The organism is [Mycobacterium] fortunisiensis, assembly GCF_019050325.1.
Taxonomy (GTDB): Bacteria; Actinomycetota; Actinomycetes; order Mycobacteriales; family Mycobacteriaceae; genus Mycobacterium; species Mycobacterium fortunisiensis.
Genome location: NZ_VOMB01000016.1, coordinates 791,947 through 807,480, shown reverse-complemented (window position 1 = coordinate 807,480; position 15,534 = coordinate 791,947). Strand labels below are relative to the sequence as shown.

Below are 15,534 nucleotides of genomic sequence, written 5' to 3'. Positions count from 1 at the left end.
CAGTCTATTGCGCCCCACCGACACCACCGCGCGTGTCGCCGCGCGTGTCTTTGCCGGCCGGGCACAGCCCGGCGCCGGGACCATCCAGCAACCCATAATCGATCACCATGTGCAGTTGCTTGGCAATGGCCGATAGGTCGACTTCGCAGCCCTGCCGAACGGCATGGGAGCCCAGCCCCCACACCATCGAGTAGAGCAGATCGACCAGCACCGCCGAATCGGTGTCAGCGGCCAGTTCGCCTCGGCGGATCGCCTCGGTGACGACGTCGCCGAGGAACTCCCGGGTGGCCGCGACGGTGCCGGCCGGCAGGTCGGGGTGGCGTTGCTCCTCCAGCCGGACATTGACCAGGAAGCCGACGACCGCGCTGTCGCGTTGCCAGGTGTCCACCATCGCGTCGATGTACGCGTGCAATCGAACCCGCGTTCCCTCATGTTGTTTCGCCGTACCGATACACGCGGAGACCACCTCGTGGGCCCGCTCGAGCAGCGTCGCGTAGAGCTCCGAGCGGCCCGCGAAGTAGTAGTTCAGCGTCGGACGGCTCAGGCCGGCGCGCTTGGCGATCTCCTGGAACGTGGCGGCCGCGTAGCCGTAGTCGTTGATCACCTCGAACGCGGCGCGCATGATGTGCTCGCGGGTCCGCGCGGCATCCGAACCGGCGGGGCGTCCTGGCCCTCGACGGCGAGCTCGCGGCAAGCTATCCGAGGTCATCGAGCAAACCATATGACATTGCCATATCAAGGTCAAAAACCATGACCGCAAATATTGTTGACCGACTCATCGGGGTGCGGATTCCGACTGCTCCGAACTGACGAGTGCCTGGGCCGGGCCGGCCGATCGCCTGCCGAGTGCAGCGAGGGTCATGATCACCAGCGCCACCCAGATCAGTGCGAACCCGATCCACCGGCCCAGCGGCATCGGCTCATGACCGATGAACACGCCCCAGGCCATCTGCAGCCCCGGGTTGAGGTAGAACAGCAGGCCCAGCGTCACCAGCGGCAGACGCTGCGCGGCAGCGGCAAACAGCAACAGCGGTACCGCGGTGACCGGGCCGGCCAGCAGCAACAGCACCGCATGCCAGGGCCCGTGGTTGACGAAGTTTCCCTGCCCTGCCACCTCCAGCACGATCACGTAGCCCGCGGCGAGAGGAAACGCCAACAGCGTTTCTGCCGCCACGCTCACCCGCGGGTCGGCCTGCACCACTGTCTTGACCAGGCCGTACACCGCGAAGGACAGCGCCAGCACGACCGCGATGTAAGGCGGCGTACCGACCTCGACGGTCAGGATCGCCACCGCGACGAGCGCGAGCACCAACGCCGCCGCCTGCCACCGGGTGATCCGCTCACGGAACACCAACACCCCCAGCAGCACGCTGACCAAGGGATTGACGAAATATCCGAGCGCGGCGTCGACGACATGTCCGGTCGTGACGGCGTAGATGTAGGTGCCCCAGTTGAGCGAGATCAGGGCGGCGGCGACCAGCAGTTGCAGCCACGTCCGCACCGGCAACCGCCGCAGGTCCCCCAGTCGTCGGGCCACCGCCAGCACGAGCAGCAGGAACACCGCGCTCCAGACGATGCGGTGGGCCAGCACCTCCAGGGCACCGGCGGGCAGCAACAGCAAGAAGAACCCGGGACACAGCCCCCACCAGATGTAGGCGCCCGCTCCGAACAGCACCCCGGAACGCGCCGCGGTCCCGCGCTGCTCCGCCACCACCGCTAGTGGCGGCGCAGGACGTCGAGAGCGGCCTGCAGATCAGCCGGATACGGGCTGGTGATCTCGACGCGCCGGCCGTCGGCCGGATGTGCGAAGGCCAGCGACCGGGCATGCAGCCATTGACGTTCCAGCCCCAGCCTTTTCGCCAGGGTGGGATCGGCGCCGTAGGTGAGATCACCGCAGCACGGGTGGTGCAGTGCCGCGAAATGGACGCGGATCTGGTGGGTCCGGCCGGTCTCCAGCTCGATGTCGAGCAGGCTGGCCGCCTGGAATGCCTCGAGGGTGTCGTAGTGGGTGATGCTGTGCCGGCCGCCCTCGACCACCGCGAACTTCCAGTCGTGACCCCGGTGCCGCCCGATGGGTGCGTCGATGGTGCCACTCGACGGGTCCGGATGCCCCTGCACCAGGGCGTGGTAGCGCTTGTCCACGGTGCGTTGCTTGAACGCCCGCTTGAGAACGGTGTAGGCGCGCTCGGACCGGGCCACCACCATGACGCCGGAAGTGCCGACGTCGAGCCGGTGCACGATGCCCTGACGTTCGTGGATACCCGACGTGCTGATCCGGAATCCGGCCGCCGCCAACCCGCCCAGCACGGTGGGGCCGTGCCAGCCGACCGTGGCATGCGCCGCCACACCCGGCGGTTTGTCCACCGCGACGATGTCGTCGTCGGCGTACAGGATGTCCATGCCCTCGATATCCACCGGGGTGTTCTCCACCGGTGCGGGTGCCTCGGGCAGCCGAACCTCCAGCCAGGCCCCGGCCACGAGCTTGTCGGATTTGGCGGCCGGCGCCCCGTCGATGTCCACGCCGCCGTCCTCGGCGATGGTCGCCACCGCCGTACGCGACAGCCCGAGCAGCCGGGCCAGCCCGGCGTCGACCCGCATTCCCGCCAGGCCCTCCGGCACCGGCATCGACCTGGTGGTCACTACGACGTCTCGGCTTGGGATGTCTCGGACTGGCCGCCGACCGAACTCGACTTGTCGGCGGGGGGCTTCTGATCGGCGGCAGTGGCCGGCTCCGGGGTGTCCGCCGGTTCGGACTGCGGCTTGTCGGGCCGGCGCCGTCCCACAGTGTCGAAATCGAAGCCGAACAACGACAACGCCACCAACAGGATGGCGCCGCCGACCACGGCCGGATCGGCCACGTTGAACACCGGCCACCAGCCGACCGAGAAGAAGTCCACCACGTGCCCGCGCAGCGGTCCGGGTGCGCGGAAGAAGCGGTCGATGAGGTTTCCGGTGGCGCCGCCCAGGATCATCCCGAGCCCCAGCGCCCACCACGGCGAGACCAGCCGACGCCCCATCCAAACGATGCCGATCACCACGCCGGTGGCGATGAGCGTCAGCACCCAGGTGTAGCCGGTGGCCATCGAGAACGCGGCACCGGAGTTGCGGACCAGCGTCCAGGTCACGGTGTCACCGATGATCGACACCGGCTGACCGGGTGTCAGGAGCCGCACGGCAAGCACCTTGGTCACCACGTCGACCAGCAGCACGACGGCCGCGACGGTCAGCAGCAGGCGCAGCCGCCGCCGAGGCGGCGCAGCGGTGGCAGCGGACGGTTTCGCCGCCCCGGTGGCGTCGGCTTCCGGCTCTACCGGGCCTGACGTTTCATCAGTCACTCCCCCATCATCCCAAACAGTCGTCGCGCAACAATTGCGGGACAATCTCGACCGTGACGGAAACCATGGCCCAGCCCGCGCCACCCGCCAAGCGCATCGTGGTCATGACCACCGGCGGCACGATCTCGACCAGTACCGACGAAGCCGGGGTCAGGCATCCGACCCGCTCCGGAGGCGAACTGACCGCCGGGGTCGAGGCCGTTGACGGTGTTGAGGTCGGGGTCGTCGACCTGATGGCCGTCGACAGCGCGCTGCTGACACCGCCCGACTGGGACGCGATCGGGCGGGCTGTCGATGCGGCGGCTGCCGAGGCCGACGGCATTGTCCTCACCCACGGCACCGACAGCATGGAGGAAACCGCGCTGTGGTTGGACCTGACCTACCGCGGCACCGTACCGGTGGTGCTGACCGGGGCGCAGCGCAGCGCGGACTCGCCCGACAGCGACGGGCCGGGCAACCTGCGCGACGCGATCGCCGTCGCGGCCAGCCCGCGCGCCCACGGACTCGGCGTGGTGGTGAGCTTCGCCGGAACCGTTTGGCAGCCCCTGGGACTGCGCAAGCGGCATACGTACGAGCTGCAGGCCTTCAGCGGCACCGAGCTCGGCACAGTCTCGGAAGGCCGGTGCCGTATCGACATCGCCAAGGAGCGGGCTGATCTGGGTGACATCACGGCGGCGACGGCACCGCGGGTCGACATCGTCGCGGGTTATCCGGGATGCGAGGCCGACGCGCTGGACGCCTGTGTTGTGGCCGGCGCGCGCGGCGTCGTGCTCGAGGCGATGGGCTCGGGCAATGCCGGCACGACGATGATCGACGCGGTGCGTCGGCATTGCCGGGACGGAGTGTCCATCGCAGTATCGACCCGCGTGCCCGACGGCCCGGTCACCGCGCAGTACGGCCCCGGCCGGCAGTTGGTCGATGCCGGGGCGATGGTCTGTTCCCGTCTAAGGCCCCCGCAAGCGCGCGTACTGCTGATGGCCGCGCTGGCCTCCGGGCGGCCCGTTGCCGAGGTCATCGGCCGCTGGGCTTGACGGGCTGGGGTTAAATAGCGAACGTGCGTTTCCACATTGCGGCGGCAGCTGCCGTCGGCTTCACGATGTTCGGCCCGCTTCCGACCGCGCAGGCTTGGCCGTGGCCGCCACCACCCGGCATCGAGGACATCAACGGCTACCCGATCGCCGAGGGCAACTACACCTCGCCCACCGGTTTCTACGGGCTGTACTTCCAGACCCCGGACGGTCGGTTCTGCGGAATCCTGCCCAACCGCGGTCCGGTCGGTTGCGACGCGGTGCCCGCGGATGCTCCCGAGGGCATGAACCAGACCTTCGTCGAGGCCGGAGCACCGGCTTCCTACCGTTATTCGGGGAGCAAGCTGTTCACCCGAGACGTCGACGTGCTGCCGGCGGGCTATCGGCTGGAGAACTGGGAGGCCGCCTGCGCTGTCACCCACGAGGGCACACTGATCTGCAAAACGTCGGGCCGGCACGGCTTCTCGCTCGATGCCGCGTCCGGCGTGCTCTGGTAGCAGACCACGGGGTTGACGGCGCCGGTTCAATGGAACCTATGCGCCATCACCTCATGGCACTCGTCGCTGTCGGCTTTATGGCACTGGGCTCGGCCCCGACTGCCGCGGCCGAGCCTCCACCGGGCGCAGACGACATCGACACCTATCCGATTGCGCAGGGCCACTACAGCTCGCCGACCGACTTCTACGGTGTGTTCTTCCAGACCCCGGACGGCCGGCACTGCGGGATCGGGCCCAACGGCGGGCCGGTGGGCTGCGACGCGGTACCACTCGACGCCCCGGCCGGCACCAACCAGACGTTCGTCACCAGCGGCGTATCCGCCGCCTACCGGCATTCCGACACCGCGTCGTTCACCCGCGACGTCGATGTGTTGCCCGAGGGCCACCGGCTGGAGAACTGGGGCGCCAGCTGCCGCGTCGGACGTCAGGGCACGGTGACGTGCAAGACCTACGGCCAGCACGGCTTCATCCTGAGCTCGACCTACGGCGTGCTCTGGTAGTCCGCCAGTCCGTCGAGGTACTCGGCCCAGTCCAGGCTGTCGACCGGGTTGGCCCGGCTGAACCCGGGCGCATGCTCGGGGAACGTCCGCGCCGGGCCCGGACCGCTGGCTCGGGTTTCGAACCGCACGGTCATCACCCCGTGACCGGCGCCCTGCACCCAGCCATGGCCGTGGTCGGGGTGCGCCACATCGTCGCCGATGCGCCATCCCGTCGGCGTCACCGGGACCGCCTCGGCAGGCTGCTGATGAGAATCGGAGATCTCGTCGGGTAGCTCCAGATCCGGGAACAACGATTCCTGCCGGCTGTCGGAGAGACCTGAAAAGCCAACGCCGACAAGGCGGATGGGCCCGACCTCCACCGGGTCGAGCAACAGCCTGCGGGCCGTGCCGATCAGGGTGGCCGCCTCGGTGGTGGCGTAGGCCAGGGTGGCCGAGCGGGTCAACGTGCTCATATCGGACTTTTTGAGCTTGACCGTCACCGTCCGCGCGCCGCGACCATCCTTCTCCAGACGCCGGTGCGCATGTTCGCCGATCGGGCCGATGGCGTCCTGCAGTTGTCCCAGCGTGGTGAGATCCTCGGCAAACGTCGATTCGGCGCTGATCTGTTTGGCCTCGGCCCGCTCGGCCACCGGCCGGTCGTCGATTCCGCGGGCCAGCAGGTGCAGGGCCAAGCCCACCGCGCCGCCAAGCACGTTGGCGGCCTCCGCCTCGGACAGGGCCGCCAACGCGCCCACCGTCTCGATGCCGATCCGGTGCAACTTCTCCTCGGCGACCGGCCCGATGCCCCACAACTTGCGTACCGGTAACCCGTCGAGCAGCACCGATTCCTCGTCGCGACGCACCACCCGGATCCCGTCGGGTTTGGCCAGGCCCGAGGCGATCTTGGCGATCTGCTTGCCCGACCCCGCACCCACCGAGGCCACCAGCCCGGTCTGGTTGCGCACCTCGGCCCGCAACTGCTGGCAGAACATTTCGACGTCGGCTGCCGAGGCGCCGGCGAGCTCGGCCGGCTCACCGAACGCCTCATCGAACGACAACTGCTCGAGGACCGGGATGACGCTGCGGACGGTGTCCAACGCACGACGGCTGGCCACGCCGTAGACCGCGCCGCGGGGCGGCAGCACCACCGCGGGCGCGCCGACGAGTCTGCGGGCCTGGTGCATCGGCATCGCCGACCGGGCGCCATAGCGGCGTGCCTCGTAGCTGGCGCCGGCCACCACACCACGCCCGCCCAGACCGCCGACGAGCACCGGCCGCCCTCTCAGGGTGGGCCGGGTCAGCTGTTCGACGGATGCGAAGAACGCGTCCATGTCCAAGTGCAGCACCCAGCGACCGCTCGTCACCCCGGCGCCGTCCATAGTTGCTGATGCTATGGCGCTAGCCTGACGTTCATGGAGCCGGTTGACGTACCGATCAGGGATGACACGATCCGCCTGGGGCAGTTCCTCAAGCTGGCTTCGCTCATCGACAGTGGCGCCGACGCCAAGTCCGTCATCGCCGACGGCCTGGTCAGCGTCAACGGCGAGGTCGAGTTCCGGCGCGGCCGCCAGCTACACCCGGGCGACACCGTCGCGCTCGGTGACCAAGCGGCACGGGTGGCCGGCGGCTGATCCGGGCGGCTCACGCCTTGGCGATCGCGACCCGCACCCCGTCCCCGATCTCGGCCCCGTCAACCACGTCGCCGAATTCGAAACTGGTGGCCAGGATCTCACCGGCGATCAGATCCCGGTGGGTGCTCGCCCACGGCGCGTACTGAGCCGGAACCGACATCTGCACCGAGATGCGGTCGGACACCTCCAGGCCCGTCGACTTGCGCAGTTCCTGAAGCTCGCGGATGCGGTCCTTGGCCCAGCCCTCGGCTTCGAGTTCCTCGGTGACCGTGCCGTCGAGGACCACGAGCCCCGCGCCATCGGGCAGGGCGGCGGTCCACTGAACTGTTGGTCGAGCTCCGCTTCGCTCCGTCTCCTGTGGCTCCGCTGCAACCAGTTTCGACGTGTACTCCTCGGGCTGCAGCACCACCGGCCCAGCGGTCAGGGTGCCGTCGGGATTGACGACGCCCTGCCCCGCCTTGACAGCCTTGATCGCGGCCTGCACGTCCTTGCCGATCCGGGGGCCGGCCACCCGGGCGTTGACGGCCAGCTCGAACTTGCCGTAGGTGTCGATGTCGTCGGTCAACTCGACCGCCTTGACGTTGAGTTCGTCGGCGATCAGGTCGGCGAACGGGGCAAGGGAGGACGGATCCACCGACTTGTCCAAGGCCACAGTCAGTTTCGGCAACGGCAGGCGTACCCGCAGCTTCTTGGCCTTGCGCAGGGATGAGCCCACCGAGCACACCTCGCGCACCTGGTCCATCGCCGCCACCAGATCGGCGTCCTTCGGCAGCACATCGGCCTCGGGCCAATCGGTCAGATGCACCGAGCGTTCACCGGTCAGACCACGCCAGATCACCTCGGTGGCCAGCGGCAACAGCGGCGCGGCGAGACGACAGGTCACCTCCAGCACGGTGTGCAGGGTGTCGATGGCGTCCGCGTCCTCCTCCCAGAATCGCGAACGTGACCGGCGCACATACCAGTTCGTCAACGCCTCGGTGAACTGCCGCAGTTCGTCGCACGCTCCGGAGATGTCACAGGTGTCCAGCGAGACGGTGAGATCGTCACGCAGCCGAGCCAGCTTGGCCAGAATGTAACGGTCCAGCACGTTGTCCGAATCGGTACGCCAGGTGCCCTTCTCGGGCGCATACAGCGCCAAGAAGCTGTAGGCATTCCACAACGGCAGCAGGACCTGGCGCACGCCTTCGCGGATGCCCTGCTCGGTGACGATCAGGTTGCCGCCGCGCAGGATCGGCGAGGCCATCAGAAACCAGCGCATGGCATCGGACCCGTCGCGGTCGAACACCTCGCTGACGTCGGGATAGTTGCGCAGCGACTTGCTCATCTTCGCACCGTCGTTGCCCAGCACGATCCCGTGAGCCACACAGGTTTTGAAGGCCGGCTTGTCGAACAGCGCGGTCGCCAGCACGTGCATGGTGTAGAACCAGCCGCGGGTCTGGCCGATGTACTCGACGATGAAGTCGCCCGGGAAATGGGCGTCCGCACCGGTCTGTTTGCCGTCGAACCACTCCTGGTTCTCGAACGGATAGTGCACCTGCGCGTACGGCATCGACCCGGAGTCGAACCACACGTCGAACACGTCCTCGATCCGGCGCATCGTCGACTTGCCGGTCGGATCATCCGGGTTGGGCCGGGTCAGTTCGTCGATGAACGGCCGGTGCAGATCGGTCGGCCGCACCCCGAAATCACGCTCAAGCTCGTCGAGGCTGCCGTACACGTCGATCCGCGGGTAGGCCGGATCATCGGACTTCCACACCGGGATCGGGCTGCCCCAGTAGCGGTTTCGCGACACCGACCAGTCGCGGGCATTCGAGAGCCACTTGCCGAACTGCCCGTCCTTGACGTGCTCGGGGTACCAGGTGATCTGCTGGTTGAGCTCGACCATCCGGTCACGGAAGTCGGTCACCTTGATGAACCACGACGACACCGCGCGGTAGATCAACGGATTGCGGCACCGCCAGCAGTGCGGATAGGAGTGCTCGTAGGTCTCGTGCCGCAGCAGCACCGCGCCGTTGGCGGCTGCGCCCGCGGCACGATTCTTCAGATCACGGATGATCTGCGCGTTGGCCTCGAACACATGCTGACCTTGATAGTCGGGCACCGACGAGTCGAAGCGCCCCTTCGAGTCCACCGGGGTGACCGCGACGATGTCCGCGGTGTCGGCGGTGGCCTTGTCGTCCTCGCCGTAGGCCGGCGCCATGTGCACGATGCCGGTGCCGTCCTCGGTGCTGACGAAGTCGGCTGCCAGCACCTGGAAAGCATTGCGCGCCCCGTCTGAATCAACGAAGTAGGTGAACGGCGGCAGGTACCGCGTCCCGAGCAGATCCCGTCCGAGGTAGCTGCCGAGAACCTCGGGCTCCTCCCCGAGTTCGCGGGCATAGGCGGCGAGCCGGGCCTGAGCGAGCACGTAGCGCCGACCGTCGGCGCCCTGCACCAGGACGTAGTCGATGTCGGGGTTGACGGCGACGGCCTGGTTGGACGGCAAGGTCCACGGCGTCGTCGTCCAGATCAACAGGTGCGCGCCCTTCAGCGGGCCGTCGGTCACGGTGAAGCCGACCGTCACCGCCGGGTCCTGGCGGCTCTGGTAGACGTCGTCGTCCATCCGGAGCTCATGGTTGGACAACGGGGTCTCGTCGTTCCAGCAGTACGGCAGCACCCGGTTGCCCTCATAGGCGAGGCCCTTGTCCCACAGCTGCTTGAACGCCCAGATCACCGACTCCATGAAAGTCGGGTCCAACGTCTTGTAGTCGTTGTCGAAATCCACCCAGCGGGCCTGCCGGGTGACGTAGTCACGCCACTCATCGGTGTATTTCAGGACCGAGGCGCGGCAGGCCGCGTTGAACTTCTCGATGCCCATCTCTTCGATCTGGGCTTTGTCCGCGATGCCGAGCTGACGCTGCACCTCGAGTTCGGCGGGCAGGCCGTGGGTGTCCCAGCCGAACCGGCGTTCCACCTTGTAGCCACGCATGGTGCGATAGCGCGGCACGATGTCCTTGACGTAACCGGTCAGCAGGTGGCCGTAGTGCGGCAGGCCGTTGGCGAATGGCGGACCGTCGTAGAAGACGTACTCCGGAGCGTCCTCGCGACGGGCGATGCTGGCCGGGAAGGTGTCATCGGCAGCCCAGTAGGCCAGCACCTCAAGTTCCCGCTCTGGGAAGTTGGGTGCGGCCGGCTTGGGATAGGCGGTCACGGCGTTACGTCTCCTGTGCCAACGGTCGTGGCCGCCGGTCTCGGAAGCCACAGTGTGGACACGGGGACGACGACGCGCCGGTGCGCGAGCGCCGCGGTACCACCCCGCTTGCACCCGGACTCCGGGTGCCGCTCAACTGTCGGGCGATCACGGGCCCACCCGTTCGGTTCTACTTGGCGGTTCAGCCGTTCTTCCGAAAGCTCCCCGGTGATGGCCGGATCAGCGCTGCTGCAGCCAAGTCTAATGAGCACCGCAAATCGACAAGGAGGCGCACCTACCCGCAGGTGATCTCGATCAGCGACAACGGGAACTGCTCGGTCAGCTCTTCCACGGTGCAGTGGTCGAACACACGGGTGTCGAACCGCCATTGCAATTTCAGGGCGCTGTCGCCTTCTCGGGAGATCCGCACCGCCAACGGCGGACCGCACACATCGGTCTCCGGTTCTTTGCCAAAACTGAACGTGATGTCGGCCGTCCGGTCGGCATCACCGGGACCCGGGTACGCGACCGCGAGCAGTTCAGCCCCCGACAGGCCGCGCTGCGACACGCACGGCACCTCGATCCGGCGACAAGTCTTGCGTTCGCGCCCCTGTCTGAGGTCGACGGTCAGCAGGCCGTCACCGATCGTGCGGGCCACCGCGCGGCCGAGGGCAGCCAGTAACAAATCCTCAGCCGTACAGCCCAACACAGCTCGAGCCCCGCATAACTCCGCGGTCAGCACGTCGTCCAACGAACTCCACACGGACTCCAGATCTGAAACGAGCGGGGGGCCGGCGGTGCCGTAGTCGGTGATCCACGAACCGGTTCCCGATGCGTCGGGGATGACGGAAGCTGCCATATCTGTAACGTTAACCACCGAGTCCCAAAATTGGGAGAGATGCGTCAAATCTCTGACATCGTTGTCAATAATGCCATTGCTAGTTTTACCGCGGTAGGTGCTGACCAAGTCCGGGAAAAGGTCTATGGTGTGCTGATGCCGCGAACCGACGAGAACGGCAGGCAGCTGAAAGCCCTGCTCGACTACCTACTCGATGGCGATGTCGACGCCAAGGCGATCTATAGTGCCCTCGGCGTGTCGAGCAGCACCTACTACCGGCGGATCAAAGAGGCCGACTACCCCAATGCCGAGGAGTTGCGACAGGTCGCCGACCGCTTCCACCTGAGCTATCCCGACCTGCAGATCCGGTTCGGGCTGATGAGCCATCAGGAAGTGTGGCGCTACATGGAATCAGCCCCGGTGATGGTGGCTGCCGCCGAGACGTCCACCCGCACCCAGACCAGGAAACTGTCCCAGCTGACCCCCCGATCCGACGCTCCCCCGCTGTAAGCGGCGGCGTCCTTCTCTCACCCGCATCACCCCGAGGCAGTCCAATGTCCGTTGCCACACTCATTCTCGTCACGTTGTGCTGCATCGTGTGGAGCCTGTGGATCCGCAGGGTCACCTGGTCCTGCCGATGGGAGGTGGCGGCCACCCTCAACATCGCGCTGCAGGGTGTCGCCGTGTTCTTGATGTCACCGTGGGCCTCGGAAACCGTGGGACCGTTCCTGCACCGGTTGACCGGCAACTGGAACGTCGAGGACTACCTCGGGCACGACGCCTACATCGTGGCGGCGTCGGCCGTGGTCTACCACTCCATGGGGCGACTGCAGGACGACAACGCCATGCAGCGGTCGTTCAAGCAGCACGTGGAACGTCCCGCGACCATCTGCATCCCGCTGCTGCTGGCGACGTTCTCCTACGGAAACGGCGCCACGATCTACCGGGCCGACTTCTTCCAGGTGCCCACCGACCTGTGGCTGAGCGTGTACTGGATCATCCTGTGCGGCACCTTGATCTACCTGTTGGCCTACGGCGCCCGCGCCATGTTGGTGCTGCGCCGGGACCCGCGGTCCCGGCTGATCGCCAACATCTACCTACTCGCCTCCGCGAGCGGGCTCGTGGCGTGCAGCATCCGGACCGTCACGGTGCTGGTGCCGGCGCTGCAGCCCATCGAAAACGGCCGCATAGTATGGATTTTCGCCTGCGGTTGCGGTGCGATATTCGCCCTGGCCTCGGCGCATTCCTGGCGGATCAAGACCCGGGTCTTCACCGGAGCGGGCCGACACTGACCAGCGGGGTCGTCTCGCCGAGGGCAGGCACGGTGAGATTGCCCACCCGTGCCGCGGCACCGCATACACTGGCCGCACTGACACCATCGGCCCCTCGGGCCGGGCACGAGACAACGGCTGTCCGCGTGTTCGGTTGCGGAATAGGTAAGGACATGCAGGATCAGTAGGGCAGCACAGTTGTTGCGCAGCCTGCACGGCTCCGCGGACAACTCCGAGAGCGGCGCGTTCCATCGGCTGGGCGGTGTCGTCGTTCGGTGGCCCTGGCTGGTGATCGGGTTCTGGGTCGTCCTCGCCGCGGCGTTGCCCTCGATGTTCCCATCGCTGACCGAACTCTCCCAGAAGACCCCGCCGGCGATGCTGCCGGCCGATGCACCCGGGTCGGTTGCCGCGCGGCAGATGTCGGAGGCGTTTCACGAATCCGGGTCGGACAACATGCTGCTGGTCGTCCTCAGCGACGACAACGGGTTGGACGACGCCGACGAGGCGGTCTACCACCGCCTCGTCGACACCTTGCGTGCCGACACCGCGAGCGTCGTGACCATGCAGGATTTTGTCAGCACACCCCCGCTGCGTCAGGTGATGACCAGTCAGGACGGGAAGGCGTGGCTGTTACCGGTCAGCCTGACCGGTGAGTTGGGTTCCCCGCAGTCCTATACCGCGACGGCGAATGTTTCCCGGATCGTCAAGGACGCCGTCAACGGTTCCGGGATCACCGCCCATGTCACCGGACCGGCCGCCACCCTGGCCGATATAGCCGAAGTCGGTGAGAAGGACCGCGTGCACATCGAGCTCGCGACCGTGGGCATGCTCCTGACGATTCTCATCATCATCTACCGCAACCCGCTCACGATGGTCTTGCCACTGCTGACCATCGGGGTATCGCTGGCGACCGCGCAAGGAGTTGTCGCCGGACTGGGCAGTCTCGGCCTTGCCATCTCGAGCCAGACCATCGTGTTTCTCACCGCGATGCTGGCCGGCACCGGAACCGACTACGCGGTGTTCCTGATCAGTCGATATCACGACTTCCTGAGACTCGGGCACAGCTCCGAAGACTCCGTCAAGAACGCGTTGAACTCGATCGGACCGGTGATCGTCGCGTCGGCGGCCACTGTGGCGGTCACCTTCCTGGGGATGGTCTTCACCAAGCTGACCATCTTCTCGTCGGTCGGGGTGGCCTTGGCGGTCGCCATCGCCATCGGCTGTCTGGCCGCCATGACGTTCCTGCCCGCCGTGCTCACCCTGGCCGGCCGCCGCGGGTGGGTCTCGCCGCGTCGCAGTCTCACCAACACGCTGTGGCGGCGCTCGGGTGTGCGGATCGTGCGCAACCCCCGGCGGAACCTGGTCATCAGCCTGGTGCTGCTGGTGATCCTCGCCAGCTGCGCGGGCCTGGCCAGCTACAACTACGACGACCGCAAGGCACTGCCCGGGTCGGTGGAAAGCCTCCAGGGGTACGACGCGATCGCCGCGCATTTTCCGGTGAATTCCAGCCTGCCGCAGTACCTGCTGGTCGAATCCCCGCACGATCTGCGCGGGCCGAAGGAACTCGCCGACCTCGAGCAGATGGCCCAGCGAATCAGTCAGCTTCCCAACATCGAGGCGGTGCGCGGTATCACCCGCCCCACCGGAGAATCGCTGGAGCAGGCCAGGCTGTCGTTTCAAGCCGGCGAGGTCGGCTCCAAACTCGACGATGCCTCGTCGCTGGTCTCTGAGCGCGGTGGCGATATGGACAAGCTGGCCAGCGGCGCCACCCAGATCGCCGACGTCCTCGGCGGGGTCCGAGGTCAACTCGGGCAGGCGGCCGTCACCGTCGGCGGCCTGATCGACGCGTTGTCCTCGATGCAGAAACAGTTCGGCGGCGAGAAGGCGCTCAACCAGTTCGACAGCGCCGCCAAACTTGTCCTCTCCATGCGGTCGCTCGGTGACTCGATCGGCGTGACCCTCGACGATGCGGCCGACTCGGTCCAGCGGGCCCGCCCGGTCCTGACCGCACTGAATGCCAGCCCGATCTGCGATGCGGACCCATCCTGCCGCGACTCCCGCGGCCAGCTGCAACGGCTGGTGGACGCCGGGGACAATGGCACCCTGGCCGGAATCGCCCAGTTGGCCCGGCAATTGAAGGCCACCGAGGGAAACCAGACTCTGGGTGCAACCACCGACAATCTCCGCGGGGCGTTCGACACCGCCACCAAAGCGCTACGTTCGGCCGGGATGGACGATCCGTCGGCCATGCGGCGGCAGATGGCGACGCTGCAGCAGCACGCCGACACGCTCGCCGATGCCAGCCGGCAGGTGGCCGAGGGGGTGAACCTGCTGGTCAACGAAACCAAGAAGATGGGCGGCGGCCTGGGCGACGCGTCGGCATTCCTGCTGGCGATGAAGAACGAGGCCAGGACACCGTCGATGTCGGGCTTCTACGTACCGCCCCAGTTCCTGGCCACTGATGACTTCAAAAAAGCTGCGGCGCTGTTCTTTTCACCCGACGGCCACACGGTGCGGTACATGATCCAAACCAAGCTCAACCCGTTCGGCACCGACGCGATGGATCAGATCGACGCGATCCTGGATGTCGCTCATCATGCACAACCCAACACCACACTCGCCGACGCCAAGGTTTCGATGACCGGGTACTCGGTCTCGCTTCGCGACACCCGCGAGTACTACAACGAGGACATCAGATTTATCATCCTGGTGACGGTGGCCGTGGTGTTCCTGATTCTCGTGGTGCTGCTGCGGGCACTGGTGGCGCCGCTGTATCTGATTGCCTCGGTGGTGATTTCGTACCTGTCGGCACTCGGCATCGGGGTGTTGCTCTTCCAGGTAGGCCTGGGTCAGGAGTTGCACTGGAGTGTGCCGGGCCTGACATTCATCATCTTGGTCGCGGTCGGTGCCGACTACAACCTGCTACTGATCTCGCGGATCCGCGAAGAATCACCACATGGCCTGCGCACCGCGGTGATTCGGACCGTCGGCGCCACCGGCGGGGTGATCACCGCAGCGGGACTGATCTTCACCGCGTCGATGTTCGGCATGCTGTTCGCCAGCATCAGCACACTGGTGCAGGCCGGTTTCATCATCGGGGTGGGAATCCTGCTCGACACCTTCCTGGTGCGCACCACGACGGTCCCGGCGATCGCCGTCCTGGTGGGCCGGTTCAATTGGTGGCCGTCTCGCTGGCAGCCCGAGACGAAACGCCCCGAAAAGGCCGTCGAGAATTCCGAACCCGACCAAGAGTTGGCGACTGCCGCAGATTGACGCGCCGGCCAGC

General features: G+C 66.9%; 14 protein-coding genes. 7 read left to right on the top strand and 7 right to left on the bottom strand.

The features are described 5' to 3' along the window. Nucleotides 1-4 precede the first annotated feature (4 nt). The 4 genes from FR943_RS14110 to lspA all read right to left on the bottom strand — a co-directional run bounded on the left by FR943_RS14110 (nt 5) and on the right by lspA (nt 3,239). Entirely contained in the window at nt 5-709 is a 705-nt protein-coding gene (locus tag FR943_RS14110; protein ID WP_217158057.1) for a TetR/AcrR family transcriptional regulator, read from the bottom strand. A gap of 66 nt (nt 710-775) precedes the next feature. Further along, nucleotides 776-1,675 carry an EamA family transporter RarD gene (rarD, locus tag FR943_RS14105; RefSeq protein ID WP_217158283.1) on the bottom strand — a complete coding sequence of 300 codons (900 nt, stop codon included), beginning with the start codon at nt 1,673-1,675 and terminating at the stop codon, nt 776-778. A 41-nt stretch (nt 1,676-1,716) separates the two neighbouring features. After that, a complete protein-coding gene (locus FR943_RS14100; protein ID WP_217158055.1) occupies nt 1,717-2,640 on the bottom strand; it encodes an RluA family pseudouridine synthase in 924 nt (307 codons plus the stop codon). Next, on the bottom strand, nt 2,640-3,239 hold the full coding sequence (lspA, locus tag FR943_RS14095; protein ID WP_246585031.1) for a signal peptidase II: 600 nt from the start codon (nt 3,237-3,239) through the stop codon (nt 2,640-2,642). The genes FR943_RS14100 and lspA overlap by 1 nt, the downstream gene beginning before the upstream one ends. A 161-nt stretch (nt 3,240-3,400) precedes the next feature. Here lspA and FR943_RS14090 point away from each other — a divergent pair, with 161 nt between their 5' ends. The 3 genes from FR943_RS14090 (at nt 3,401) to FR943_RS14080 (ending at nt 5,360) form a co-directional block, all read left to right on the top strand. Continuing rightward, entirely contained in the window at nt 3,401-4,366 is a 966-nt protein-coding gene (locus FR943_RS14090; protein WP_217158281.1) for an asparaginase, read from the top strand. A 65-nt stretch (nt 4,367-4,431) separates the two neighbouring features. After that, nucleotides 4,432-4,860 (top strand): hypothetical protein, encoded by a 429-nt coding sequence (locus FR943_RS14085; RefSeq protein WP_217158279.1) that lies wholly within the window; start codon nt 4,432-4,434, stop codon nt 4,858-4,860. 38 nt (nt 4,861-4,898) lie between these two features. Beyond that, on the top strand, nt 4,899-5,360 hold the full coding sequence (locus tag FR943_RS14080; protein WP_372448131.1) for a hypothetical protein: 462 nt from the start codon (nt 4,899-4,901) through the stop codon (nt 5,358-5,360). Here the strand turns inward: FR943_RS14080 and FR943_RS14075 are convergent. Further along, a complete protein-coding gene (locus tag FR943_RS14075; RefSeq protein WP_217158049.1) occupies nt 5,342-6,718 on the bottom strand; it encodes a DNA polymerase IV in 1,377 nt (458 codons plus the stop codon). The genes FR943_RS14080 and FR943_RS14075 overlap by 19 nt on opposite strands. Before the next feature lie 33 nt (nt 6,719-6,751). On the opposite strand from FR943_RS14075, the gene FR943_RS14070 reads away from it, so the two are divergent. After that, nucleotides 6,752-6,970 (top strand): RNA-binding S4 domain-containing protein, encoded by a 219-nt coding sequence (locus FR943_RS14070; RefSeq protein WP_217158047.1) that lies wholly within the window; start codon nt 6,752-6,754, stop codon nt 6,968-6,970. A 10-nt stretch (nt 6,971-6,980) separates the two neighbouring features. Here the strand turns inward: FR943_RS14070 and ileS are convergent, their stop codons facing one another. Beyond that, on the bottom strand, nt 6,981-10,160 hold the full coding sequence (ileS, locus tag FR943_RS14065; RefSeq protein ID WP_217158045.1) for an isoleucine--tRNA ligase: 3,180 nt from the start codon (nt 10,158-10,160) through the stop codon (nt 6,981-6,983). A 274-nt stretch (nt 10,161-10,434) separates the two neighbouring features. Next, a complete protein-coding gene (locus tag FR943_RS14060; protein WP_246584983.1) occupies nt 10,435-11,106 on the bottom strand; it encodes a polyketide synthase in 672 nt (223 codons plus the stop codon). A 27-nt stretch (nt 11,107-11,133) separates the two neighbouring features. Here FR943_RS14060 and FR943_RS14055 point away from each other — a divergent pair, with 27 nt between their 5' ends. From FR943_RS14055 to FR943_RS14045, 3 genes are all read left to right on the top strand, one after another. Then, nucleotides 11,134-11,487 (top strand): XRE family transcriptional regulator, encoded by a 354-nt coding sequence (locus tag FR943_RS14055; RefSeq protein ID WP_217158043.1) that lies wholly within the window; start codon nt 11,134-11,136, stop codon nt 11,485-11,487. A 44-nt stretch (nt 11,488-11,531) separates the two neighbouring features. After that, a complete protein-coding gene (locus FR943_RS14050) occupies nt 11,532-12,269 on the top strand; it encodes a hypothetical protein (RefSeq protein WP_217158042.1) in 738 nt (245 codons plus the stop codon). Between the two features lie 177 nt (nt 12,270-12,446). Further along, nucleotides 12,447-15,521 carry an MMPL/RND family transporter gene (locus FR943_RS14045; RefSeq protein WP_246584982.1) on the top strand — a complete coding sequence of 1,025 codons (3,075 nt, stop codon included), beginning with the start codon at nt 12,447-12,449 and terminating at the stop codon, nt 15,519-15,521. Nucleotides 15,522-15,534 lie beyond the last annotated feature (13 nt).

What these genes read in the sequence shown, in the direction of transcription:
- FR943_RS14070 (WP_217158047.1), top strand. Translation starts at nt 6,752, where the DNA reads ATGGAGCCGGTTGACGTACCGATCAGGGATGACACGATCCGCCTGGGG.
- FR943_RS14055 (WP_217158043.1), top strand. Translation starts at nt 11,134, where the DNA reads ATGCCGCGAACCGACGAGAACGGCAGGCAGCTGAAAGCCCTGCTCGAC.
- FR943_RS14050 (WP_217158042.1), top strand. Translation starts at nt 11,532, where the DNA reads ATGTCCGTTGCCACACTCATTCTCGTCACGTTGTGCTGCATCGTGTGG.
- FR943_RS14075 (WP_217158049.1), bottom strand. Translation starts at nt 6,718, where the DNA reads ATGGACGGCGCCGGGGTGACGAGCGGTCGCTGGGTGCTGCACTTGGAC.
- FR943_RS14110 (WP_217158057.1), bottom strand. Translation starts at nt 709, where the DNA reads ATGACCTCGGATAGCTTGCCGCGAGCTCGCCGTCGAGGGCCAGGACGC.
- FR943_RS14085 (WP_217158279.1), top strand. Translation starts at nt 4,432, where the DNA reads ATGTTCGGCCCGCTTCCGACCGCGCAGGCTTGGCCGTGGCCGCCACCA.
- FR943_RS14090 (WP_217158281.1), top strand. Translation starts at nt 3,401, where the DNA reads ATGGCCCAGCCCGCGCCACCCGCCAAGCGCATCGTGGTCATGACCACC.
- FR943_RS14080 (WP_372448131.1), top strand. Translation starts at nt 4,899, where the DNA reads ATGCGCCATCACCTCATGGCACTCGTCGCTGTCGGCTTTATGGCACTG.